The following is a 25,590-nucleotide window of genomic DNA, read 5'->3' on the forward strand; positions in this document are numbered from 1 at the left end:
GGGCCGGCGAAAGGCGTTGTGCTGAACGCCGTTGCTTTGCGACGTGGCGCGCGCCCACGCATACTCTGGATCTCTGCCTGCGGTGTTCTGTCCCGTAGTAGTGGGCATTTGAAAATTTCCCTATAGAAATCCTTCGGGCGGCCGATAGCCTATGCGCCACTTCGCGTCGGGCGCGGTGGCATGCCGTTGCATACCCCGGCGAACCTCGATTCAAGCCATCGGGTTGGCCCTTCTCCTTTCCGGGAGCAGGACCGCTGACGCGTGGCATCAACACGTGGAATTGATTGTGCAAGCAAGGAAGATGTCTGTGCGCGGTGCGCGCCGCAGTGGTGGAGGGTTGGTGCTTCTGGGCATGGCCTTCAGTGTTGCTGCCCAGCAGGTGGGTGACCCGGGCGCGCAGGAGCTGCTGCGCCAGCAGGAACGAGAACGCGTGCTGCGCGAGCAGCAGGAAAGCCGGCCCGATGTACGCCTGGAGAGCAGCCAGGGTGAACAGGGGGAGCGCCTGCCGACGCAGGAGCAGCCCTGCGTGCGTATTGATCGCATCGTGCTGGACGGCGAGGGTGCCAAGGACTTCCAGTGGGCATTGGCCAAAGCCGATCCACGCGAAGATCCCGCCAGCGGCCGCTGCCTGGGCACTGAAGGCATCAACGTGGTGATGAAGCGCGTGCAGAACGCGATCATCGCGCGTGGCTATGTCACCACCCGCGTGCTGTCGGCTCCGCAGGATCTGAATACCGGCACGCTGACACTGTCGGTGGTGCCCGGGCGATTCCGCGAGGCGGTGTTCACCGAGGCGGATGGGCGGCATCCGGCCATCGCCAATGCGCTGCCGATCCGCAGTGGCGGCCTGTTGAACCTGCGCGACATCGAGCAGGGGCTGGAGAACCTGCAGCGCGTGCCCACCGTCACTGCTGACATCAAGATCGCACCTGCAGACGGCGAAGGCGCCGCGCCCGGCCAGAGCGACCTGAAGATCGACTGGAAGCAGCGTTCGCCGGTGCATGCCAGCCTGACCCTGGATGATGCAGGCAGCCGCGGCACCGGCAAGCTGCAGGCCAACGCCACGCTGTCGTTGGACAACCCGCTGGGCCTGAACGAGCTGTTCTACGTCAGCGCGGGGCGCGGGGTGTTCAATGGCAAAGGCAAGGACACCAACAGCTGGACCGCGCACTACGACGTGCCCTACGGCTACTGGCTGTTCGGCGCCACGGCCAGTGCCTACGACTACAGCCAGACCGTGGTGGGCGCGTACGAAAGCTATGACTACAGCGGCCGCAGCGGCAACGCCGAGGCACGCGTGGATCGCCTGCTGCTGCGCAATGCCAAGACCAAGCTGGGCATCTACGGCCGCGGTTGGCAGCGCACGTCGAAGAACTACATCGACGATACCGAGATCGAGGTGCAGCGTCGCCGTACCTCGGGCTGGGAGCTCGGCCTGACCCACAAGCAGTTCATCGGCGCGGCTACGCTTGATGCCACGCTGGCATACCGGCGCGGCACCGGCGCCTTCCATGCACTGCGCTCCCCGGAAGAGATGGCCCAGGCGTGGGATCCGACCCTGCCGTTGGAAGGCACCTCGCGGATGAAGGTGATCACGGCTGACGCGCAGTTCAGCGTGCCGTTCCAGCTGGGCAAGCAGCGCCTGCGCTACACCGCTGCCTGGCGCGCGCAGTGGAACCGCACACCATTGTCGCCCCAGGATCGCTTTGCGATCGGCGGCCGCTACACGGTGCGTGGCTTTGATGGCGAAAGCTCGCTCAGCGGCGAGCGTGGCTGGTCGCTGCGCAACGATTTGTCGCTGGGTATCGGCGGCGGCCAGGAGTTCTACGTCGCCGCCGACTACGGCCGCATCGGCGGGCCATCGGCGCAATGGCAATCCGGCCGGGATCTGGCCGGCATGGCATTGGGCCTGCGCGGCGGCTGGCAGCAGCTTTCCTGGGACGGCTTCGTGGGCTCGGCCCTGCACAAGCCCTCCAACTTCCCGACTGACTACACCACCTTCGGCTTCAGCCTGGCGTGGCGCTACTGATCTGGCACAAGGATTCGTGAAATGAACAGCATCTATCGCCTGGTTTTCAACCGCGCGCTGCGCGTGTGGCAGGTCGCTTCGGAACTGGTGAAAGGCGGTGGTGGCCTGGTCGGCCAGGTCGCCGGCCGGCAGACGGCAGCCGTGTCGCCGCTCGGCTTCGCGCTGATGTGCGCGTTGGGATGGGTCAGCCTGGCGCCCGTGGCTGCAGCGCAGTCGGTCGGCCACATCATGTCCGATCCCAACGCGCCCGGCCGTGAGCGGCCCACCGTGGTCACCGCGCCGAACGGTGTGCCGATGGTCAACATCACCACGCCATCGGCCGGTGGTGTTTCGCGCAACCGTTACTCGCAGTTCGATGTCGGCCGTGAGGGCGTGATCCTCAACAACGCGCGTGGCCAGGTGCAGACGCAGCTGGGTGGCTGGGTGCAGGGCAATCCGTGGCTCGCCACCGGCAGCGCACGGGTCATCCTCAACGAGGTCAACGGCCCGGCCAGCCGACTCAATGGCTATGTGGAAGTGGCCGGACAGCGCGCCGAGGTCATCATCGCCAATCCGGCCGGTATCCAGGTCAACGGTGGTGGTTTCCTCAATGCCAGCCGCGTCACGCTCACCACCGGCACGCCGGTGTTCAGCGGCAGCGGTTCGCTGGAAGGTTATCGGGTCAGTGGTGGGGCAATCGAGGTCAACGGCGATGGCCTCGATGCCAGCCGCGCCGACTACACCGACCTGATCACCCGATCGCTGAAGGTCAACGCCGGCATCTGGGCCAACCAGCTGCAGGCGACCCTCGGCAACAACGTGGTCAGTGCCGACCACAGCCAGGTCAACGCTGCGGCGGCCAGCGGCGATGCGCCGACCTTTGCACTGGATGTGGGCGCGCTGGGTGGCATGTTCGCCAACAAGATCTGGCTGGTCGGCAATGAACACGGTGTGGGCGTGCGCAATGCCGGCAGCATCGGTGCCCAGGCCGGCGAACTCGTGGTCACGGTGGACGGCCGGCTGGAGAACACCGGCGCGCTGCAGTCACTGCAGAACGTGCGCGTGCAGGCGAGCGGCGATCTGGTCAATGCCGGCACCATCGCTGCCACGCGTGAAGCTGCGATCACCTCCGGTGGCACGCTGGACAACAGTGGCGGCAAGCTCAATGCACAGCGCCTGCAGCTGCAGGCACAGGCCCTGCGCAACCGTGGCGGCGCCATCGAGCAGACCGGCGTGCAGGCGTTGAGCCTCAACGCGGGCAGCGTGAGCAATCGCAGCGAAGGCCTGATCGGTGCGCTGGATGCGGTGGCGTCGGGCGGCTCCGGCGGCACCCCCGGCAGTGGCTCCTCGCCGGGAAGCGGTGGAACGCCAGGTACCGGTGCACCCGGAACCGGCACGCCCGGTACGGGTACTCCGGGTACACCGGGTACCGGCACTGGCGGCGGTACGCCAGTGACGCCGGCTGTTCCGTTGGCCGCCGGTGTGCTGGACATCGCCGGCACGCTCGACAACGACGGCGGCAGCATCAGCAACGGCGGTCGTGTATCGCTGGTTGCGGGCAATGGTCTGGACAACAGCGGAGGCCGCCTTGGTGTGGCCTCACTGCGCGCCACGGGCGATCTGAACAACGATGGCGGCACACTGCAGGTGCACGGTGACGCTGCGCTGCAGCTGGGCACGCTGTCCAACCAGAAGGGCGCGCTGAGTGTGGCCGGTGCGCTGCAGCTGCAGACACAGTCGCTGGACAACCGGGCAGGCGAGCTGCGCCATGCCGGCAGTGCCGAGTCGGCCTGGACAGTGCAAGGCGCGTTCAACAACGAGGGCGGCCTGCTGGCGACCAATGCCGAGCGCCTGACGCTGGGGGCAGGTCGGGTCTTCAACGCCGGTGGCCGCATCGAGCACGCCGGTAACGGCGGCCTGTTGCTGACCACGGGCGACTGGACCGGTGCCGGCGGTCGCCTGAGCACGCTCGGTCGCCTGGACTGGACGGTGGGCAATGCGGACGTGCGCAATGGCACGCTCACCGCAGCGCAGTTCCAGATCGTCGCCGGCACGCTGGACAACCGCGGCGGCAGCCTGCTGTCGCTGGGCAACCAGGGCAGCGCGCTGCGCGCCGGTACGCTGGACAACAGTGCCGGTGGCACCGTGGCCGGCAATGGCGAGCTGCACCTGACAGCGACCACGCTGGACAACAGCAAGGGCCTGCTGCAGCAGGCCGGCAACGGCGCGTTGCGTGTACACGCCGATACGCTGCGAGGCAGCGAAGGCCGCCTGCTCAGCAACGGCGACCTGTCGCTGACCGGTGGTCAGCTGGATGTGAGTGGCGGCATCACCTCGGCGCAGAGCGTGCAGATCCAGGCCGACGGCCTGCGCAATGCCGGTGGCCAGATCGTGTCGCTCGGCAATTCCGAGTTGGCGCTGGAAGTACGTGGCACCTTCGACAACCAAGGCGGGCAGGTGCTTGGCAATGCGGGCCTGCGCATCGATGCGGGCCGCATCGACAACCAGAAGGGCACGCTGCAGTCGGCTGGTAGCCAGGGCGCGACACTGACCGTGCGCGACGATCTGGACAACAGCGCCGGTGCGATCTCTGGCAACGGCCAGTTGCAGCTGCACGTCGGCAGCCTGCTCAACCAGGGCGGCAAGGTGCTTGCGGCGGGCAGCGGCTTGTTGCAGTTGCAGGCCCGCGAACTGTTGGACAACAGCAACGGCGGCCGCCTGGCCGGCACGGGCGACGTGCTGCTGCAGGCGGCGCGGCTGGACAACCGCAGCGGTGCAATCGAGCACGCGGGCAGTGGCACGCTGCAGATCCGTGCCGATGCGCTGCAGGGCGCGGCGGGCCGGATTCTCAGCCAGTCGGCGCTGACGCTTGAGGGGGGCGAGCTGGTACTGGGTGCCGGCAGCACCACCCAGGCCGAGCGCATCGCGATCAATGCCGAGCGCCTGGACAACGCCGGCGGCAACCTCAGCGCCACCGGCAGCGATGCGCTGCAGTTGCGCGTGGTGCAGACCGTGGACAACAGCGGCGGCACGATCGCCGGCAACGGCGCCCTGGATGTGCAGGCCGGTGAACTGCTCAACCGCAAGGGCACGCTCAGTGCTGCCGGTGCAGCCGACAGCACGTTGCAGGTCAACGGTACGCTGGACAACCATGAAGGCACCATCGCCAGCAATGCCAACCGGCTGACCCTCACTGCCGCGCAGCTGGACAATACCGCCGGTGCCATCCGCCAGGCCGGCAACCAAGGCCTGGATATCACCACAACCCGTCTGGATGGCAGCAAGGGCACGTTGGTCTCTGCGGCTACGCTGACCCTGCGCGCGGATGAGGTAGACCATCGCGACGCAACGCTGGGGGCTGACCGCTTCGACCTCGAGGCCGGAACGCTGGACAACGCCGGCGGCCGCATCATCGCAAGTGGAGAGGGTGCCAACCGCATCCATGCCACCACGCTGGGCAATGCCGGCGGTACGCTGGCCAGCAATGGTGACCTGACGCTGCAGGCGCAGACGCTGGACAACAGCGCAGGCAAGATCCAGCACGCCGGCAGCGGCCAGTTGCAGGTGCTCGCACAGACCCTGCTGGGTGCGGGTGGCAGCGTGCTCAGCAATGGCACGTTGGTGCTGGAGGGCAAGACCCTCGATCTGTCGAAGGCGACCACGTCGGCGCGCCGCATCGACCTCACTGCCGATAGCCTGACCACGGCCGGCGGTGCGCTCACTGCCACCGGCGAAGAAGCGCTGCGCCTGCGGGTGCAGGGGCTGCTGGACAATCGCGGCGGCTCGCTGGCCAGCAATGGCGTGCTCGACGTTTCCGCGCGGCAGCTGATCAATGCGCAGGGCACCCTGCAGGGCGCCGGCAGCGGCCGTTCCACCCTGGCCATCCGCCAGGCACTGGACAACCAGAGCGGGCGCATCCTGCTGGGTGGCGCGGGCACGATCAATGCCGCCAGCCTCGACAACCTCGGCGGTACCGTCCACGCCGGTGGCAGCGAGCTGGTACTGGGCATCGACGGTCGCCTCGACAACGGCAGTCAGGGGCTGCTGTCCAGCACTGGTTCGATGACGCTGGACGCTGCCAGCCTCGACAACCGGCATGGCACGGTGGTGGCAGGCAAGGACCTGCTGCTGACCACGGTTGCAGGCGTGGACAACAGCGATGGCGCGATGCAGGCCGGCGAGCTGCTGCAACTGCAGGCCAATGGCCTCGACAACCAACGCGGCACGCTGCTGGGGGGGCAGCTGACCGTCGATACCCGCGGCCAGCGGCTGGACAACAGCGCAGGTACGCTGGGTACGCAGAAGGGTGCGCTGACCGTGCACAGTGGCGCGCTGCTCAACCAGGGTGGCCGGGTGCAGTCGGCCGCCGATCTCCGCATCGATACCGCAGGGCAGACCATCGACAACCGGGACACCGCCAGCAGTGGTGGCCTGTTGGCGGCGGGCACACTGCAGCTGGACGCTGGTGCGCTGGACAACCGAGGTGGCACGCTGAACGCACAGGGCGATGCGCGGCTGGTGCTGGCCAGTGCCGACAACAGCGCCGGCGGTACGCTTGCCAGCGCGGCGGGCCTGTCGCTGCAGGCGACGACGCTGGCCAACGGCGCCGGGCGCGTGCAGGCCGGGCGCAATCTCGACCTGACCCTGAGCGGGCACCTGGACAACACTGCCGGCGCGATCGCCGCCGGCCAGTTGCTGACCCTCACCGCAGCCAGCGTGGACAACCGCAACACCCGCGGCGGCGATGGCACCAGCGGCCTGCAGGCGGGCCAGCTGCAGTTCGGAACGCAGTGGCTGGACAACAGCCAGGGACAGATCGTCACCGATGGCGGCGCGCGGTTGCAGGTCAACGGCCAGCTGCAGAACAACGGGGGTGTCATCACCACCGGCGGCAACCTCGACAGCAGTGCCGACAGCGTCGCCAACAGTGGCGGCCTGCTGCGGGCCGATGGCAGCCAGACCCTGGTGGCGCGCGCGCTCAGCGAGGACGGCCAGGTACACGCCCAGCGCGACTTGAGCCTGACCCTGCAGCAGGGCCTGAGCAACCGCGGCGAGTGGGTTGCCAACGGCACGCTGGCCCTGCATCTGTCCGGCGACCTGGACAACCAGGGCGTACTGCGTGGCGGCAACCTCGATCTCAACGCGCAGAACATCACCAACGCGGCCAACGGCGAGATCTCCAGCGAAGGCATCACCCATCTCAATGCACGCGGCCAGCTGACCAATCGCGGCCTGATCGACGGCAAGGTGACCCACCTCGAAGCCGACGTGCTGGACAACCTTGGCACCGGCCGAATCTATGGCGACCACGTGGCGATCTCGGCCGGCGTGCTGAAGAACCATGCCGAGGATGCCAACGGTGCCACCCGCGTCGGCACCGTGGCCGCGCGCGAGCGCCTGGACCTGGGCGTGCGCGAACTCCAGAACACCGGCAAGGGCCTGATCTACAGCGGCGGCGACGCGGCCATCGGTGGATCGCTGGGGGCTGATCGCATTGCTGCGGGCACTGCCGGCAGGATCGACAACATCGGTTCGATCATTGATGTAAGCGGCAACCTGGCGATCGATGCGGGCGTGATCAACAACATCCGTGAGAACGTGGTCATCACCCAGACCACCACGGTGAACGCGCCGGTGCGCATGGATCGTCCTGCATGGTGGCGCAACGGCAAGAACGGCACCGAGAACATCCGCAGTACCAGTCACTACAGCGCGCACGAGGTCTATTACCTCAATCCTGCAGACATCCTGGAAGATACGCCGCACATCACCCCCGACGGCTTCACCGTACACCGGGCGGTGGTGCGCCTGACAGCACAGACCAGCGCCTACTTCTTCGGGCGCGGCGGGCTCTATGCCGGCCTCGGCGAGCGTTCGCGCTTGAACGTGCAGGACGGCACCGTGGTCATGTACTACGTCGGTCGCCAGGACAACCAGATCAATCCCGACCAGGTCGCCAGCGGCGCGGATGATCCGTTCACCGAGCTGAGCGGGCTGCATCCGGATGCACCGCCCTTCCGCTACGTCGACGACAAGCTGACCTATTCCAACGCCTATGGCACCTGCACCACCAACTGCGTGCAGCTGTGGACCTACAAGGACTATGCCCCGGACCAGCACCTGACCAATCCGCGAGGTTCCGGCGGCAACAACGTCAGCAGCAACGAACAGTACCGCATCGCCACGCAGACGGTGACCGAGGATGTTCTGGGGCCAGGCGTAGGCGCCGATGCGGTCATCCGCGCCGGTGGTGCAATGCGATTGCGTACCGATGATCTGCGCAATCACTACGGCAGCATTGCCGCCGGCGGCAATCTCGACATCGTTGGCCTGGGTGGCACCGCCAAGGTGGAGAACCTGGCTGCGACGCTGTATCGCACCCATGCTTTCAACAACGTGGGGCATACCTTCTCCGGCGACCTCGTCACCTGGAGCAACCCGGCGATCTCCGAAGTGACCGGGAAGATCGGCGGCAGCATCACCAGCGGCGGCACCCTGACCATCGACGTTGGCGACCTCAGCAACCTCAACCAGGGGCGCAACGCACCCAACGTGCAGGATGGCGCGGCAATGGCCAACCTCAACGTGCAGGGGCCGAAGACGCTGCCGGACGGCCCTGGCCATAACGGTGCGCAGGGACCGGGCCACAGCGTAGGGACGGGGGCGGAACGCGCGCTGGCGCAGGCGGCCGATGCCGCCGGCACGCAGCAGGGCGGCACGGTCGGGGGCATCGCCGGCAATGGCGCCGCATCCGGTTCGCGCGTGGTCGCCGCCGCCGGCGGCTCGCCGGACCGCATCGCGATGGGCGCGCCGGACACCCGCGCACCCACGGCCAGCCTGTTCAACGTCAATCGCAACGGTGGCAACTATCTGGTTGAAACCGATCCGCGCTTCACCGACCACAAGACGTGGCTGAGCTCGGACCACCTGCTGGGGCAGATGGGTTACTCGCCCGATACCGTGCAGAAGCGGCTGGGTGACGGCTACTACGAACAGAAGCTGGTGCGCGAGCAGATCGGCGAGCTGACCGGCCGCCGCTTCCTTGATGGTTACGCCAGCGATGAGGCGCAGTACCGCGCGCTGCTGGAAGCCGGCGCTACCGTGGCCAGCGAATGGGGGCTGCGCCCGGGCGTGGCGCTGACCGAGGCGCAGATGGCGCAGCTGACCAGCGACATTGTCTGGCTCGTCGAGCAGACCGTGACCCTGGCCGACGGCAGCACCACCACCGCGCTGGTGCCGCAGGTGTACCTGCGCTTGCGCCCGGGTGACCTGGACGGGCAGGGTGCGCTGCTGGCCGGCGCAAATGTCGATATCAAACTGGCCAATGGCCTGGTCAACACCGGTGACATCGCTGGTCGCAAGCTGGTGACCATCGATGCCGGCAACATCGAACACCTGGGCGGCAGCATCTCCGGCCAATACGTCGGGTTGGCGTCGGACAAGGACATCCGCATTGCCGGTGCATCCGTGACGGCGACCGATGCGCTGTCGGTGCAGGCGGCGGGAAATGTCACGGTGGCCTCCACCGTGGAAACACAGCGGGGCGGTGGTACCTACCAATACGAGACCAACCGCATCGATCGCGTCGCCGGCCTGTATGTGACCAACCCCAGCGGCGATGGCATGTTGTCGGTGGTGGCCGGCGGTGACATCAGCCTGCAGGCCGCGCAGATCCGCAATGCCGGCACCGATGGTCTTACCCAGTTGGCGGCAGGTGGGAATCTGGATGTCGGCACGATTGCGCTGGACGAGCGCCGCGATGCCACCTTCGACGACCGCAACCACCAGCGCAGCAGCAAGACAACGCACGCTGCCACGTCGGTACAGGGTGGTGGCGATGTAGTGCTGGCTGCTGGCAAGGACATCAACCTGGCCGCCGCGCAGATCAAGGCCGGTGGTGGACTGGCGCTGCAGGCCGGTGGTGACATCAACAGCCAGGCATTGGTGGACAGTGAGAGTCGCGACTTCGCCAATGCGGGCAAGCGCAGCTCACTGCAGGTTAGTCAGAGTGATGAGACAGTTCGTGGAAGCCAGTTGCAAGCGGGGGATGACATCGCGTTCTCCGCTGGCCGCGATGTGACGTTGATTGCGGCGGGCGTGCGAAGCGACCAAGGCGCGATCAGCATTGGCGCAGAGCGCGATGTCAATCTCCTCGCAGCTCAGGAATCGCATACGTGGGAGAAGGACACTCAGAGCAAGAAGCGCGGGCTCACCTCCAGCACCCGAACCGCAACGCATGATGCCACGCAGGACGCCCTGGCAATGGGCACCACGCTCTCGGGAGAGAAAGTAATCATTGGAGCCGGCCGGGACATTACTGTTGAGGGGGCCAGGGTAGCGGCGACCGCCGACGTTCTGATGGCAGCCAAGGGCAATCTCAGCATCTTGGCTGCCGAATCAACTCATTCCGAACAACACAGCAGCGACCGCAGGAAATCGGGCCTTCTGGGAGGTATGAACGGCAGCTTCGGCGTGACGTTTGGGAGCCGTAGCAACGGAAACAGCAACTCGTTGACTGAAACGCTCGCCGAAGGAAGTCTCATTGGCAGCGCGCAAGGGAGCGTTACGCTCTCTGCCGGGCAGACCTTGCACCTGGGTGGATCGGATGTGCTGTCCAAGACGGGCATCACGATGATTGGCAAGGACGTGCTCATTGATGCTGCCAAGCAACAAACGACATACACCGACAATAGCTACTTCCGCCAGTCCGGTCTGAATGTCGCGCTGGGCGGTGCCAGCGTTGATACCGTGCAAAGCGCGAGGGCGGTCTATGCGACCGCCAAGAGAGCAGATGAAGTCGAAGATGATCGTCTGAAAGCACTTTATGCGTACAAAGCTGCTCAAGGAGCGATAGCCGTCGCCGAAGCGGTTGGCCAGCAATCGGGCAACGGCGAGGGCGGTGCCGGCTTGAATGTCAGAGTGACGGTTGGCAGCCAGCGGTCCCGCTCTGAGAGCGTAATGGAGCAGACAACGCACCGGGGCAGCCTCCTGAAGAGCGAGGGCGACGTTGTTGTTGCTGCGACCGGCGGCGACCTGACGATTGTCGGCAGCCAGATTTCCGGCCGCAATGTCGATCTGGCCGCAGCGAATGACCTGATCATCCGTAGCAGTGAAGATCGCTACTCTCAGGAGAGCCGAAACCAGTCGCTGGGCGGGGAGGTGGGCGTTGCCATCAGTGGCAGCAGTGGTGGAGGTGCCGCCATCGGTGTCTACGTGGGCGCGAACGCTGCGCGCGGCAAGGCGGACGGCGAGGGCACCCTTCACAACGAGAGCATCATCCAGGCCGGCGACAGGCTGACTTTCAGCAGTGGCGGCAATACCACCTTGCAAGGCGCACAGCTCCTGGCCGACCAAGTGGTCGGACGTGTAACCGGCGATTTGACGCTGCGCAGCGAGCAGGACACAGACCGTTACAAGACCGATCAGCTGGCTGCGAAGGGCGAGGCGACCATCGGCTACGGCTTTGAGGGCAGCGCCAGCGGTAGTGCCAGCATGATCGACAGTGACTATCGCAGTGTTCGCGAGCAGACAGGAATCGCAGCGGGTAGCGGCGGATTCCAGCTTCAGGTTGGGGGAAATACCCACCTCGCTGGTGCTGTGATCGGCAGTACGGCGGATCCGTCGAAGAATCAGCTGTCTACGGGCAGCCTGTCGTTCGAGGAGCTGAAGAATCGTGCTGAGTTCCTTTCTGCGTCCGTCAGTGGCGGTACAAGCGGCGGTGGCAATCCCTCGGATGGCTTCTCGTTCGATCCGTCACTGGTGCCCGGTCTGCCGACAGGGGACAGCAAGAGTTCCACAACTCGCAGTGGCTTGGCAGATGGAACAGTCGAGATCCGCAACGGTGACGACTCCGTACTAGCAGGCTTGCAGCGTGGCGTGACGGGCTTAGACAACGCCAACGGCTTTGCGCCGATCTTTGACGAAAGAAAGGTGCAGGAGAGGCAGGAACTGACTGAGATGCTTGGTGCCATCGGCTTTGAAGTGATCGGCAACCTGGCAGCAAAAAAAACTGCCCAGGCAAATGCAGACCTGGAAGTGGCCCGTGCCAATGGCGATGCTGAGGCCGAAGCCGATGCACTTCGCCGGATTGACCAGTGGGGCGAGGGTGGACGCAACAAAGTACTCCTGCACGGTCTGACTGGCGCGGCAGTGGCAGCGTTGAGCGGTGGGGATATCGGCGGTGCAGCGGCGGCTGCGGCCGGTTCCGAGCTGGCCAAGGATGCGATGATCAGGTTCCTTACGGGTCAGGGTATGGACCCCAGTAGTGCTGAGTTCAATAGCCTGATCGAACTGGCGAGCGCTGCATTGGGTGGTGTGGTCGGTGGGACCGACGGTGCTGCAACTGCGCTGTTGGGGGATCGGTACAACCGTCAGTTGCATCCAGACGAAATAAATTTCTTGGTGGGAAAGGCTGAAGAGTTTGCAGATCAGTTGTACGGGTGTGGGTCGACCTGCACTCCTGACCAGATCAAGCAGGCACGAGGCCGTTTGCTACGTGAAGCATACGCGCGGGTTGATGAGATCTATGGCAAGTACGACTCTGACGCTGCTGCATCTCACTTCATTGGAGCCAATCCGATGACATTCATTGGGCCTGATGGCCAGCAGCGTGAGGGATTCATAGAGCTGGACGACAACAGGCGTCGCGACCACAGCCTGTACAAGGATCTGCTTGGAACTCGAAGAAGGGAAATTGATTTCCTCTCTGAAGCGCTCATGGATGGGGGCAAGACAGAAGCGGACGTACGCTTGGATTACAATCGCCAATTCGCCGAGTTGGCAACGGGTGCGCGCGGACGAGATGGAATTACCATTCTTGAGACCTTCAGTGGGGATATTGGCGCGATTGGGAGCTTCATTAAGAACCTGTTGAAGGGGGATGGTGAGTCTGCGAGCCTCGCGGCAATTCCTCTGTTAGTTGCGACCAAGGTTCCGGGTGGCAAGGTTGTGGCAGAGGTCGCGGAATCAATTGCTTCGCAGGCTATCAAGAACTCAGCATCCGCTGTTGCACATGTGGGGGGGACCGTCAGTGCAGGCCAAATTCGGATAGTCCTCGGCTCCGCCCAAGCCCCCTACAAGGGCAGCACTGTGATTGGTCATGCCTTGTCGAAGCATGCCGGCAGAAACCCTGAAGTATGGGGGAAAATGACCGGTTCGATGAAGTCGTGGAACGAACAAGCAATGAGGCATCTTCGTGAAGTGGCGAGGGCGCCAGGAGAGTTCAAACCTGTAACCAATAAGGATGGAATCACCTTCTTGGAGAAGAAGCTTCCTGATGGACGGGGTGTTAGATTGAATATGGACGGAAGGTTCAAGGGGTTTATCGATGAGTGACGCGTACGAAGTGGTGATGGAAGGAGTACCTCTTGACGGGGTTCTGGCCGTGTTGGCGAGAATTTGGCGGTCCTCGGATTCGGTTTCAGTTCCGGAAGTTGATGGCATGCCCGTTGATGTCGAAATGTGGATTGACGCCGGCCCTGGCTCTGCTTGCGCAGATGGCGATTCATGCCTCGTGCAAACACTGCAAGGATTCAATGTTGGCAATGTGCATCTGCCATTTTTGTTGCTTCGAGTGCTTAGATATGATGGTCTGATGGATGTTGAGGTTTCATTCGACGCGGATCGCGCGGAGGTTTTGGCTGCGATGGATGAGCTGCAGAAATTGTTCTTGTACATAAAAGGCGTGGTTGGTGCGAGGACCGTTATTGGAGGCATGGAGCCTGCAAAGGATGAAGAAACACGGTTTTTCACCGATGAGTTTCCTGGCCCAATGGCGTCCTAAGGTTGGGGCACTTCTTAGTGGCTTGTTCGGTGCCGCAGGCAGCTACCAAGGGTCGGTCTGCAGTGATTTCCACAAGTCAACAGGGCATCAGGTAGGCCGACTTTACCGTTGAGGAAAAGTGGCGTTTTTTCTCGAGGCGGGCTGTCGTTGGGCTGGAAATAATTCTAACGATTACCTGCCAACAGCGCGGGCGGGTCGGTGCATGTGGAAGAATGTTTGAGCCGATTCACATTTATGAGGGTTTCAGCGTAAAGTATCCTTAAAGTTTCCCCATCCCGTGCCGCCACCGATATAGGGCCACGATCAAGGGAATTGAGATGCTCGCCTTACGCAACCTCCGTGTGGGATCCCGGCTTTCCGCCGGCTTCGGTCTGCTGTTGCTGTTCATCCTGGCCATCGTCGGCCTGGTGCTGTACGGAAACCATCTGAAGTCCGCCCAGTTCGAGAAAGTGGTGGGCGTGAACATGGTCAAGATGCGGTTGTTGAACGACATGCTCGATACCAACAACGCGGTGCTGATGCATCGTCGCCTGATGGTGATCAAGCGCGGTGAGGAGTTCGACAAGGATTACCAGCTGGCGCAGGAACTGAGCCATACCTACGATGGCATCTGGGACAAGTACGTCAAGATTCCCCGTGATGCCACCGGCGATACGCTGGTGGCGCAGATCGCGGCGGCACGCAAGGCGACCGACGTCTCCACCCAGCAATTGCACGAGCGGATGAAGGCGGGCGACTACGATGGTGCGGCCACCGAATTGCTGGCCGAGCACGGTCTGGCCACGGCCTGGAATGAAGCGATCTCCAGCCTGCTGCGGCACCAGGAAGCCCTGACCGAACGCAGCCGTGAGGAGTACCGCGCCACGGAAGCGTGGACGGGAACACTGTCCATTGCGTTCGGTGTGCTCAGCCTGATCCTCGGTGCACTGGCTGCGTGGGCGATCACCCGCAGCCTGACCCGCCCCTTGGCGGGTGCGGTGAAGCTGGCCGATGGCATCGCCAACGGTCGCCTGGACAACGTCATCGATGCTTCGGGCAACGACGAGGTGACCCAGTTGCTGAAATCCATGCAGCGTATGCAGGGGCAGCTGCAGGCCGTGATGACGGCGCAGGGCGAGATGGCGCGGCAGCATGATGACGGCAGCCTGAGCTACCGCATGGACGAGAGCACCTTCCCCGGTGACTACGGGCGGATGGTGCATGACACCAACGCGCTGGTGGGTTCGCACGTGCAGGTACAGAACCGCCTGATCGAGGTGATGAAGCACTACGCGCGCGGTGACCTGTCGGTGGACATGGATCGCCTGCCGGGCGAAAAAGCGGCGATCACTCAGGCCATGGACGAGACCAAATCGAGTCTGTCGGCCATCAACGGCGAGATCCGCCGCTTGGCGACGGCCGCCGCCGCAGGCGACTTCAGCCTGCGTGGCGACGAAACGCGCTTCGAGCACGATTTCGGCGAGATGGTGACCGGCCTGAACCGGTTGATGCAGACCACCGATGAGAACCTGGTGCAGGTGTCGAGCCTGCTGCAGGCGATCTCGCGCGGAGACCTGACCGTACGCATGCAGGGCGAATTCCACGGTGTGTTCGCCCGCATGCGCGACGACTGCAACGCCACCGTCGAGCAGTTGACCCAGATTGTCGGCCGCATCCAGGCCAGTGCATCCAGCATCAATCTGGCAGCGGGGGAAATCGCCTCGGGCAATACCGATCTGTCGCGCCGTACCGAGCAGCAGGCGGCCAATCTGGAAGAAACGGCGGCGTCGATGGAGGAACTGACCTCCACGGTGAAGCAGAACGCCGAACACGCGCGTCAGGCGAACCAGTTGGCAATCGGTGCACATGGGGTGGCGTCGCAGGGTGGGGAAGTGGTCGGCCAGGTGGTGACCACCATGACGGCCATCGAAGCGTCGTCGAAGAAGATCGCCGAGATCATCAGCGTGATCGATGGCATTGCCTTCCAGACCAATATCCTGGCGCTCAACGCTGCGGTGGAAGCTGCGCGCGCGGGCGAGCAAGGCAGGGGCTTTGCCGTGGTGGCCAGCGAGGTGCGGACGCTGGCGCAGCGCTCTGCGGGCGCCGCCAAGGAGATCAAGGGCCTGATCGAAGAGTCGGTGGGCAAGGTATCCGACGGCTCGGCGCTGGTGCGTCAGGCGGGCACCACGATGGGCGAGATCGTTGCATCGGTGCAGCGGGTGACAGACATCATGGCCGAGATTTCCGCCGCGTCGCAGGAGCAGAGTTCCGGCATCGAGCAGGTCAACCAGACTGTGATGCAGATGGATGAAACCACCCAGCAGAATGCTGCGCTGGTGGAAGAGGCCAGCGCTGCTGCACGTTCGATGGAGGAGCAGGCTAACCTGCTGGCCGAAGCGGTGTCGGTGTTCCGCACCGGGGCTTCGGTGGCGGCGGCAGCGGTCCGGCCGATGCTGGCCGCGGTCGCCGCAAGCGTGCCGCCGGTGCGTCGCGTGACCGGCGTGCCGCCGCGCATCGCCCCGTCGCTTGCTGCCAACACGGGTGGGTGGGAAGAGTTCTAAGCCGGGTGGGAGACGGCGCCCATCGCGATGCTGGTCGCGATGGGCGCATTTTTGTTTCCTGAACCGATGATGGCCATTGAGCGCTTGGAGACGTGGATTTCACCTGCAGTTGCCACGTGCAGGCAGACACTTGCCCCATACCGGAGCACAGGAGATGGCCATGAAGAGCTCGACCCGATTGATGGTGCTGGGCACCCTGCTGGCGGCCTCGTCCGTTGCTGGCGCACAGAATTACGGCCCGCGTGATGAAGGGCGCAAGTTCAACGATGGCAGCCGCGTGGTCTGCAAGAACGTGGAAGTGCAGCGCAATACCCGCGATCCCAACCGCATCACCGGTACCGCTACGGGCGCCGTGGTCGGTGGCCTGCTGGGCAACCAGGTAGGCGGCGGCAATGGCAAGAAGCTGGCGACTGTCGCCGGTGCCGTGGCGGGCGGTGCAGCTGGGCGGCAGATCCAGGGCAACCATCAGCAGAAGACCGGCGACCGCGTGGTCGAGCGCCGTTGTGAGCGTGTCTATCGCTGATCCCTCCATGCGATAACCCCTTCCACACTGCTGTACCCCGAACGCCGGCCCTGTGCCGGCGTTCTCCGTTTCCGGTCCCGTTCCGTGAAGCAGGGTGCATGCCTATACTGCGCCGACCTCCAGGGATGAATCGCCAGTGAACGAGTCGAGTACTGTAGACCGCCGGGAACCGTCCGATGTTGCCGATGCAGTGCCTCGCACGACAGCCAGCTACTCCCGCGTGCGCGACCGCACAGACGAGCTGGAGCTGTTCATTTCCGGCCTGCTTGCCTTCGCGCTGCTGGCCGTGCCGGGCTACCTGTTCGATGCCTGGGCGCGCAGCAGCCTGCATACCGAAGGGGTCTATTTCCAGGCGCTGTGGTTCGCCTTCAGTATCGGCGTCGGCATGTGCTACGTGCTGGCGGTGGCCTTGATCATCCACTTGGCGGTGCGTGGCTACTGGATCGGCCTGATCGGCCTGAAATCGCACTTCCCCAAAGGCATCGACTGGGATCGACTGACAATGTTGGGGCCGTTCTCACGTGCGTTCCTGAAGCAGCGCGACGGTGGGCTCGACGGCACCATCGAACGCGCAGACCGGCTTGCCACCATGCTGTTCTCGAGCACGCTGCTGTGCGTGCAGACCCTGGCCGGCACGCTGGTGGTGGCGATTGTCTCGCTGGGCGTGGCGATGGCCATCGGTGCCGCCTTCGGCGATGTCGATCGCATCACGCTGGCGATCGTTGCGGTGCTGATGGTTGGCCTGCTTGGCCTGGCGATGGTGCCGATGCTGCTGGAAAAATCGATCGCGCGGCGCCACGCGCGGGGCCTGGACACCGCACGGCAGGAGAAGCGGCTGCAGTCGGTGCTGGCTGGCCTGCAGCGGGTACCGATGCTGCGCCTGCTGCAGACCATGCAGTGGACCCTGCAGAGCAACCTGCGCGGTCGCTCGTTCACCGTGATCTATATATCGGCGGTAATGCTGGCGATGGTGCTCGCCGCGCTGCAGGTGTACGGCTCGATGAAGTTCTCGCTGTTCAACCGCTACAGCGTGATGACCGAAGAAGCGGTGGACCACGGCATGCTTGGCGCGCACTACGAATCGCTGCGCTCGGCGCATGACCAGCTGCTGCCCTATCCGATGATTCCGGCCGATACCATTAGTGCATCGCGGTTGCGGCTGTTCATTCCGCACCGTCCGCAGCGTGACAATCCGGTGGCACGGCAGCGCTGTGCGGGCGGTGCCCGCAACGAAGCGCAGGGTGCACAGGCGGCGACGGCAGCGGTGAACTGCATGGCGCTGCTGTGGACGGTGCAGCTCGATGGCGGCAAGGTCGACCTGCATGATTTCGTGCCGATGGAGCGCCGGGACCTGGATATGCGCGGGCTGGTGGGCTACTTGCCGATGGCGGATCTGAAGCCGGGCCGGCATGACCTGCGACTGGTCTGGAACGCCGACGGCGGCGAACGTGGGCCCAGCCGCCGTCGCGAATACAGCATCCCGTTCTGGTACGCACCGGAACCGTAAAAGGGGACGGAGGGGATCAAGTCGGTTTCTCCCCTTCGCGCCGATTACGACTTAATCCCCTCCGTCCCCTTTTTGCTGTGCAGGCGCCAGAGGGCGAGGGCGCTGTACAGCACCAGCAGGGCGGTCAGGGTGATCAGCTCGTGGCTGACCTCAGCCAGGCTGGCGTCCATCTGGTTCAGGCGCACCATCAGGTTGATGCCGGAAGTGGTGGGCAACAGTTGCGCCAGCCACACCAGTGGGCGCGGGGTCATCACCGCCGGCCAGGACAGGCTGGCCAGGAAGAACAGCGGGATCGAGGTGGCGATGATGTACTGGAAGGCGCGTTCGCGGGTGCGGAAGAAGCTGCCGACGAACAGGCCGAAGGCTACCGTGGCAGCGATGAACAGCGTACCGCCCAGCAGTTGCCCGAGTGGATTGCCACCACGCGGATAGTCCTGCACCCAGGCGGTGAATCCGGCGTACCAGAACAGCCCGAACAGCCCGATCAGGCCGAAGCCGAGCGCCATGCCGGTCAGGGTGGGCAGGTCGAAGCGCAGGCGCCGGCCCAGTGCCAGCCGGCGACCGCCGAGCAGCACGCCGATCCCCATCAGCAGTGTCTGGTGCACGATCAGTTCGGCCACGCCGGGTACGATCGCGCTGCCGTAGCCTTCCTGGGTGTTGAACAACGGCCGCTGCACGAGGGCGACCGGTGGCGCCTGTGGCGCGCCCATGAACGCGGCCTGGGTGACTGCCGCTTCGCGGCCGAACGCGCCCAGTGCATCCGCCACGCTGCCCAGCACCCAGCTGGCGCGGCCGAGATATGCGCCGTTGCCGAGCAGCACCAGCTTGGCCGGATGGCCACGCAGGATGTCGCGTTCCAGGTTGGCCGGGATCAGCACGATGCCTTCGGCATGGCCGGCCTCCAGCTGTGCACGCGCCTCCAGCAGGTCGGCCGGTTGCCCGACCACATGGGCCACGCGCAGCGAATCGAGCTTGCGCAGCAGTTCGCGGCTGGTCGCGCTGTGGTCTTCATCGACCACAAGCACGGGCAGGTTGCCGGCCACCTGGTGGCGATAGGCGGCGGGGTAGAAGAACGAGTACAGAATCACCGCGCCGACCATCACCACGATCGCATAGCGGTCGCAGAGCACGGCCAGCAGGGTCTGCCGCAGGCTGTGCCAGATCCTGCTCATGCGCCCGCTCCAGCGGGTTGCGCGGCCTGCGGCGTGCGCGCGAACGCCAGTAGGCGCCAGCCGCCGATGCCGCCGGCGACCACGATCATCAGCAGCAGCGTGGCCAGTGGCCACAGCGACACGGCCAGTGGCGAGCCGATGAACTGCTGCTGGGTCTGGAGCTTGATGTAGGCGCTGAGCGGCAGCAGCAGGTGCCAGACGCGGGTGAACAACGGTGCGTCGATCACCGGGAACGTGGCGCTGGAAAAGGCCAGCGCGGTGCCGATGCTCAGGCCCACGGCAGACAGGGCCGTGCCCATGTCGCGGGTGACGCCGACGAAGAACAGGGCATAGGCCGCGGTGGCCAGGTAGAACAGCGGCTGTGCGAGCAGCAGCAGAAGCACGCTGCCAGCGATGCCGTCGCCACGCAGCCAGGCCAGGTAGGCCGCGCCCAGCGCGCCGTACAACGAGAACAGCAGCACGTAGGGCAGCACCTTGCCGGCAATGGCCGACCATGGTGCATGGCCCAGCCAGGCGGGCAGGGTACCGTCGCGGATCTCACGGCCGAGGCTGCCGGCCACGGCCAGCGCCAGTATCAGCGACAGTACCGCCGGGAAGATCAGTGGCAGCAGGAACAGCTCGTAGCTGCGCGCCGGGTTGAACAGGATGTCCGACTGCACCGCGATCGGGGCGGCGCGCAGCTTGCCCGGCCCGACCTGCAGGCCGATACGTTCGCGCAGCAACCGCGCGTTCCATGCCGATACCGCGTCGCCGATATCCCGCGCGGCGGACTGGCCGGTGGTCATGTAGGTGGCGTTGTAATAGGAAAACACCGTGCCCTGCCGGCCGCGCAGCGCCTGGCGGGTCACATCGCGCGGCACCAGTACCACCGCGAACACCTCCAGCCGACGCAGCTGCGCGCGCGCCTCATCCATATCGACCGGTTGGCGGGCGATGCGCACACCGGGGCTGGCGTCGAGCATGCGCAGCAGCAGGCGGCTGTCGCTGCTGTGGTCAAGGTCGACCACGGCAATCGGCACATCGCGCATCACCGATGCGGAGAACATCCAGGCCATCACCACCAGCATCAACAGTGGCAGCACGGTGACCAGCGCCAGGTCCGCACGGTTGCTGCGCAACCGGCGCAGTTCGCGCTGCCATGAGCTGCCGAAGCTGCTGCGGCTGGTGTTCAGTGCTGCGGCCATGCGAACAGCACGCTCATGCCGGGGCGGAAGCCCTCGATGCGGCGTACCGGGCGCACCCGCACTTCGAAGCTGCGCACGTCATAGCCCGATGACTGGCGGGTGGTGCGCCAGGTGGCGTAGTCGCCCGCGGGATTGATGAAGTAGACCTCGAACTCACCGTCCTTGCCGAGTGCCGGCACGCTGCCCTGCAGCTTGCTGCCGACCTTCAGGCCCTGCATCTGCGATTCGCGCAGGTTCATCGACACCCACATGCGGTCGATGTCGACCAGGGTGAACACCGGGTAGCCGGCTGGTACCAGTTCGCCCGGGTCGGCCATGCGCTTGTTGATCTCGCCGGCCACCGGCGCGCGGCCTTCCACTTCAACGCGCGCGGCGTTGACTTCCGCCACCGCGCCCTGGGCCTGCTGCACCTGGCCCTGCGCGGCACGCTTGTCCTGTTCGCGCGCGCCGGTCAACGCCATGTCGTACTGGGCGCGTGCGGCGCGGGCCAGTTCGCGCGAGCTGGTGGCCTGGGCCGCCGCTTCATCGCGCTTCTGCCGGGTCATCACCCCTTCGTTGAACAGGTTCTGCACGCGCCGGTAGGTGGCATCGGCAAGCGTGGCACCGGCTTCGGCGCGCTTCCAGTTGGCTTCGGCCGCGCGGATGTCTTCGCTGCGTGCGCCTTCGGCAGCCTTGTCGGCCACCGCCTGCGCCGCAGCCAGTGCGCCGTGCGCCTGCTGTTCCTTGGCTGCTACTTCGGGGCTGTCGAGCAGGAACAGCACCTGCCCGGCCTGCACGCGATCGCCCTCGCGGACCTTCAGTTCGGCCACGCGCGCGGTGATCTTGGCGGACACGTTGAGGGTGTCGGCGTCGGCCATGCCCTGGATCTGGTCGGCGGGGCTGCGCCAGGCCAGCCATAGGCCCAGCACCACCGCCACCAGCAGCACCACCAGCAGAACCGGCCCCAGCCGGCGCTTGCCCGGGGGCGTAGTTGCTTCGTCGTGCAACACATCACTCATGATCAATTACCTCGTCTGCACGCCGCCGATGGTCTTCGAAGCGGTCCATCTGTCCACTCACCTCGAGCAGTTGTGCCAAGGCGATATCGTATTGGTAGGCGGCCTGCGCACGTTCGACGCGGGCACCGCCGAGACCGAGCCGCGCGTCGATCACGTCCAGCGAGGTGGCCTGGCCTTCGCGGAAGGCCAGCTCCTGCAGGCGCAGGTTCTCGTCGGCCTGGGCGATGCTGCTGTCCAGCAGCACGAACTGCTGGCGTGCGGTTTCCAGCTCGTTCCAGGCCTTGCGCACACCCAGCGCGACCTGGTTCTCGGCCTCGCGCAGGCCGGCCTCGGCCTGTTCCTGCTGCGCGCGTGCTGCACTGATCTGTGCCGGCCGTGAGTTCGGCGACAGGAACGTGTACTTCAGGCCGATGCCGAACGCCCAGTCCGGATCGGTCAGCATTTCGTCGCGGCGCCGGAAGTCGTACTGGCCGAACAGGAATACCGTTGGCTTCAGCTTGGCCTGCTGCACGCGCACGCCCTGTTCGGCCTGCGCGACGATCGCGCGCAGGCGGGCGATCTGCGGCTGCCGTGCCTGCGCGGTGCGCTCGAAGGTGGCGACCGGTTCCAGCGGCGCGCGCTGCACGAACAGCGGCGACAGCGGCTGCACATCGCCGCCACTGCGCAACAGCGTGGCCAGCGCAGCCTTCAGCGTGGCCAGATCATTGAGCGTCTTCTGGTACTCGCGCTCGGCCTTGTCGCGGGCGACGGTGGCCTGCAGGCGCTGCGCACGCGTGGCGAAGCCTTCGCGTTCCAGTTTCTCGGCATCGGACAGGTGGCGGTTCAAGCCATCGCGCACGTCGCGGCGCACGACCACTGCCTGTTCGGCCAAGCGCTGACCGAAGTAGGCCTGGGTCAGTTGCACGGTCAGCGACTGCCGCTGCGCTTCGCGCTCGGCGCTGGCCTGTTCGCTGGCCGCGCCGGCAGCACGCTGCGCGGCCGGAATCAGGCCGCCGGTGTACAGCGGCAGCACCGCAGTGACCACCGGCCGTGTGCGCCAGTCGCGCTCGGTGAACGACAGCGGTGAGTCGATGCCAAAGGCTTCGGCCACCGGCGCCAGCGAGCCCAGCGGCAGGGTCAGTGTCTTCTGGAACTGCAGCCGCCGCACTTCGCCGGTGATCTCCGGCAGGCGCAGCAGGCGGGTGGCCTCGTGCAGGTCTTCCTTGTTGCGCACGCCGGCATCAGCAGCGGCCAGCGCGTCGGAGACCTGTTCCAGACGCTGCCGCGCCTGTTCCCATTCCAGTGCGGGAGGCGCGCTGGTCTGTGCCGCTGCAGCCAGCGGCAGGCTGGCCAGCAAGGCCAGGCCGGCAGCGCCGAGCGCGCGATGAATCCTTGTCCGTGGGCAGCTCAGGCGCATGCCGTTCCTGTAGTGAAGAAGTGGGCAAACGGTAGTGGTCCGCGCGTGAAGCCGGGGTCTGCGGTGGTCTGGATCATGCTCTTTTCAACGTAGGGTATTGCCCGCGGCGGTACGCAGCGCGTGGGTGATGTGTTGCAACGTGCTCGAACGCACGGCGGCATGCTGCCAGAACAAGGGTACGTCGAGCCAGCGATGCGGTTCCAGCACAACTATCTGCCCGGCCTCTGCCGCTGGCGTGACCAGGGCCTCCGGTGCCAGGCACCAGCCCAGCCCACGCGCGGCAGCATCGACGAAGCCGGTGGAGGAGGGCAGGTAGTGTACGGGCGGTTGCATTCGCGCGCGGGTGAGCCTGCGCAGGAAACGCCATTGCAGTTCATCCTTGCGGTTGAACACGATCATCGGCGCCGAGGCCAATGCTTCGGCCTGCATGCCCGCGCTGAAGTGGCGACGCGCAAATGCCGGTGAGGCGATGGCGCGGTAGCGCATCGCGCCCAGCGGATGCACGTTGCAGCCCTTCAGCGGTCTGCGTTCGGCGGTGACCGCGCCAAGCACGCTGCCGGTGCGCAGCAGTTCCAGGGTGTGGTCCTGGTCGTCCATGCGCAGGTCGAACAGGTAGCCGTGACGCTGGTGCAGCTCGGCGATGGCGGCGACGAACCACGTGTCCAGCGAATCGTCGTTGACCGCCAGCGGAATCGGCGTACGGGTGGCATCGCTGCCGCGTTCCGGCAGCAGTTCGGCAAGCGCTTCGGCCTGCAGTGCCTGCATCGGCCGCACCCGCCGCAGCAGCACTTCGCCGGCAGCGGTAGGGCGGCACGGGGCCTGGCGCACCACCAGCACCTGGCCCAGCCGGTCCTCAAGCGCCTTGATCCGTTGCGACAACGCCGACGGGCTGATCGACAGGCGGCGTGCGGCGGCCTCGAAGCTGCCTTCTTCGAGCACGGCGGTGAAGGCGCTCAACTGCGGATGTACCAGGTCCACGCGGTGCCTCTTCAGTTTTTCTGCACAGGATAAAGAAAAACCAGCTGGCCTTAACGGGTTGGTTCGTCGCACCCTGCGTCTCCTTTCAAGGTGGAGAGCGTCGGATGTGGATTGCTGCGGCTCTGGCCGGCCTGTTTGCGGGCGCCGGCCTGATCATCGCCATCGGCGCGCAGAACGCCTTCGTGCTGCGCCAGGGGCTGCAGCGCCGCTACGTGGGCATGGTGGTGCTGGCCTGCATGGGCGCGGACATCGCGCTGATCCTCGCCGGGGTGGGCGGCATGGGGGCGCTGGTGCTGCAGTGGCCGTTGCTGCTGCAGGTGCTGCGCTTCGGCGGGGCCGCCTTCCTGCTGTGCTATGGGCTGCAGGCCGGGCTGCGCGCGTGGCGGGGTGGCAGCGCGCTGGCCGCTGCCGATGCCAGTGGTGGCAGCCGGCGGCAGGTGCTGCTGGCCTGCCTGGCGTTCACCCTGCTCAACCCGCACGTGTACCTGGATACGATGGTGCTGCTGGGCAGCCTGTCCACGCGCTACCCGGGTGACCTGCGTTGGGTGTTCGCAGCGGGCGCCTGCGTGGCCAGCGTGCTCTGGTTCTGCGGGTTGGGGTTCGGTGCACGGTTGCTGCAGCCGGTGTTCCGCAACGCGGCAGCATGGCGGTTGCTGGATGCAGGCGTGGCGGCCTTCATGCTGTGCCTTGCGCTGCTGTTGCTGCTGCGCCCGCTCTAGGCCGCATCCACCGCGCACAACGGGGTTTCACCAGGGCGCAGGGTCAGCACGCGCACGCCGCTGCCGGTCACGGCCACCGTGTGCTCGAACTGCGCCGACAGCTTGCCGTCGCGGGTATACACCGGCCATTCGTCCGGCTGCTGGCGGATGGCAGGCTTGCCCTGGTTGAGCATCGGCTCGATGGTGAACACCATGCCTTCCTCCAGCTCCATGCCGGTGCCGGCATGGCCGTAATGCAGGATCTGCGGCTCCTCGTGCATCTCCTGGCCGATACCGTGGCCGCAGTACTCCTTGACCACGCTGTAGCCGTGGCTGCGGGCGTGGCGGGCGATGGCGTGGCCGATATCGCCCAGGCGCGCGCCGGGCCGCACGGCGGCGATGCCTTTCCACATGGCCTGGTAGGTCACCTGCACCAGCTTGCGCGCGGCGTAGTCGGCATCACCCACAACATACGTGGTGCTGGAGTCGGCAATGTAGCCGTTCTTCTCCAGCGTGATGTCGAGGTTGACGATCTGGCCATTGCGCAGCACGTCATCGGCCGACGGCATGCCGTGGCAGATGACATTGTCGATCGAGGCATTGAGCACGTACGGGAAACCGTACTGCCCTTTGCTGGCGGGCCGTGCCTGCAGGTCGTCGACGATCATGCGTTCGACGATGTCGTTGATCTCCAGCGTGCTGCGGCCCTGCAGCGGCAGCGCGTCGAGCATGGCGAAGACCTGCGCCAGCAGTCGCCCGGACTCGGCCAGGCGGTCGATCTCGTCGGGGCGCTTGATCATGGCC

General features: G+C 65.5%; 13 protein-coding genes. 7 read left to right on the forward strand and 6 right to left on the reverse strand.

The window, feature by feature from the left end:
* Nucleotides 1–352 precede the first annotated feature (352 nt).
* The 6 genes from AC07UW_RS03455 to AC07UW_RS03480 all read left to right on the forward strand — a co-directional run bounded on the left by AC07UW_RS03455 (nucleotide 353) and on the right by AC07UW_RS03480 (nucleotide 18,360).
* Entirely contained in the window at nucleotides 353–2,029 is a 1,677-nt protein-coding gene (locus AC07UW_RS03455; protein WP_495211527.1) for a ShlB/FhaC/HecB family hemolysin secretion/activation protein, read from the forward strand.
* 21 nt (nucleotides 2,030–2,050) lie between these two features.
* The gene (locus AC07UW_RS03460; RefSeq protein ID WP_495211443.1) at nucleotides 2,051–13,342 is read left to right on the forward strand and encodes a hemagglutinin repeat-containing protein; all 11,292 of its coding nucleotides are present in this window, start codon (nucleotides 2,051–2,053) and stop codon (nucleotides 13,340–13,342) included.
* On the forward strand, nucleotides 13,335–13,790 hold the full coding sequence (locus AC07UW_RS03465) for a Cdi1I family immunity protein (protein WP_223494563.1): 456 nt from the start codon (nucleotides 13,335–13,337) through the stop codon (nucleotides 13,788–13,790). The genes AC07UW_RS03460 and AC07UW_RS03465 overlap by 8 nt, the downstream gene beginning before the upstream one ends.
* Before the next feature lie 317 nt (nucleotides 13,791–14,107).
* Nucleotides 14,108–16,330, forward strand: coding sequence for a methyl-accepting chemotaxis protein (locus AC07UW_RS03470; protein WP_495211444.1), 2,223 nt, complete (start codon nucleotides 14,108–14,110; stop codon nucleotides 16,328–16,330).
* A 154-nt stretch (nucleotides 16,331–16,484) separates the two neighbouring features.
* The gene (locus AC07UW_RS03475) at nucleotides 16,485–16,853 is read left to right on the forward strand and encodes a glycine zipper 2TM domain-containing protein (protein ID WP_495211445.1); all 369 of its coding nucleotides are present in this window, start codon (nucleotides 16,485–16,487) and stop codon (nucleotides 16,851–16,853) included.
* A gap of 220 nt (nucleotides 16,854–17,073) precedes the next feature.
* Nucleotides 17,074–18,360 (forward strand): hypothetical protein, encoded by a 1,287-nt coding sequence (locus tag AC07UW_RS03480; protein ID WP_181950733.1) that lies wholly within the window; start codon nucleotides 17,074–17,076, stop codon nucleotides 18,358–18,360.
* Nucleotides 18,361–18,404: 44 nt separating this feature from the next.
* Here AC07UW_RS03480 and AC07UW_RS03485 read toward each other — a convergent pair whose 3' ends face one another.
* From AC07UW_RS03485 to AC07UW_RS03505, 5 genes are all read right to left on the reverse strand, one after another.
* Complete coding sequence (locus tag AC07UW_RS03485) at nucleotides 18,405–19,532, reverse strand: ABC transporter permease (RefSeq protein WP_223494565.1); 1,128 nt, start codon at nucleotides 19,530–19,532, stop codon at nucleotides 18,405–18,407.
* The gene (locus AC07UW_RS03490) at nucleotides 19,529–20,716 is read right to left on the reverse strand and encodes an ABC transporter permease (protein ID WP_495211446.1); all 1,188 of its coding nucleotides are present in this window, start codon (nucleotides 20,714–20,716) and stop codon (nucleotides 19,529–19,531) included. Before AC07UW_RS03490 ends, AC07UW_RS03485 begins: the two co-directional genes overlap by 4 nt.
* The gene (locus tag AC07UW_RS03495) at nucleotides 20,701–21,714 is read right to left on the reverse strand and encodes an HlyD family secretion protein (protein ID WP_229291083.1); all 1,014 of its coding nucleotides are present in this window, start codon (nucleotides 21,712–21,714) and stop codon (nucleotides 20,701–20,703) included. The genes AC07UW_RS03490 and AC07UW_RS03495 overlap by 16 nt, the downstream gene beginning before the upstream one ends.
* Nucleotides 21,707–23,110 (reverse strand): TolC family protein, encoded by a 1,404-nt coding sequence (locus tag AC07UW_RS03500; protein ID WP_495211447.1) that lies wholly within the window; start codon nucleotides 23,108–23,110, stop codon nucleotides 21,707–21,709. The genes AC07UW_RS03495 and AC07UW_RS03500 overlap by 8 nt, the downstream gene beginning before the upstream one ends.
* A gap of 84 nt (nucleotides 23,111–23,194) precedes the next feature.
* Entirely contained in the window at nucleotides 23,195–24,088 is an 894-nt protein-coding gene (locus tag AC07UW_RS03505) for a LysR family transcriptional regulator ArgP (RefSeq protein WP_336025995.1), read from the reverse strand.
* A 104-nt stretch (nucleotides 24,089–24,192) separates the two neighbouring features.
* Between AC07UW_RS03505 and AC07UW_RS03510 the strand changes: the two genes are divergently transcribed.
* Nucleotides 24,193–24,807, forward strand: a complete 615-nt coding sequence (locus AC07UW_RS03510; protein WP_025873790.1) for a LysE/ArgO family amino acid transporter — start codon at nucleotides 24,193–24,195, stop codon at nucleotides 24,805–24,807.
* On the opposite strand, the gene map is transcribed toward AC07UW_RS03510, so the two are convergent.
* The gene (gene map, locus AC07UW_RS03515; protein ID WP_336025998.1) at nucleotides 24,804–25,586 is read right to left on the reverse strand and encodes a type I methionyl aminopeptidase; all 783 of its coding nucleotides are present in this window, start codon (nucleotides 25,584–25,586) and stop codon (nucleotides 24,804–24,806) included. The genes AC07UW_RS03510 and map overlap by 4 nt on opposite strands.
* Nucleotides 25,587–25,590 lie beyond the last annotated feature (4 nt).

The organism is Stenotrophomonas sp. GW821-FHT02D01, from assembly GCF_059421765.1.